1 pseudogene is annotated in these 419 nt (G+C 51.1%); it reads left to right on the forward strand.

What is annotated here, in order from left to right:
* Positions 1 to 12: 12 nt before the first annotated feature.
* A pseudogene (locus ACTD9P_RS30115) lies at positions 13 to 419 on the forward strand (hypothetical protein); the annotation flags it as partial.

Consider the following 419-nt stretch of genomic DNA (forward strand, 5'->3'; position numbering starts at 1 on the left):
CTGAAATCCGCCGTGTTCATTAAAGACATGAAAACATATGCGGGCAAAACGGTGAAGGAGATCAAAAACAGCAGCCAGACTTTCAGACATGACAACATTTCAGGCACCGCCTGCCCTGATTGCGGCAAAATGATGCTTAAAGTCAACGGCAAACGCGGCACGATGCTCGTATGTCAGGATCGTGAGTGCGGCAGCCGGAAAACGCTGGCAAGAACACCACACGCCCGCTGTCCGAACTGTCATAAGAAAATGGAGCTTCGCGGCCAGGGCGAAGGCCAAACCTTCGCATGTGTATGCGGCCACCGGGAGAAACTGTCCGTCTTTGAAAAGCGGAAGGCGAAAGATAAATCCGGACGCGCATCCAAGCGGGACATTAACTCTTATATGAAAAGCCAAAACAAAGAGGAGCCGATGAACAA

Origin of the sequence: Pseudomonas onubensis (assembly GCF_965653655.1) — a bacterium.
Lineage (GTDB): Bacteria > Pseudomonadota > Gammaproteobacteria > Pseudomonadales > Pseudomonadaceae > Aquipseudomonas.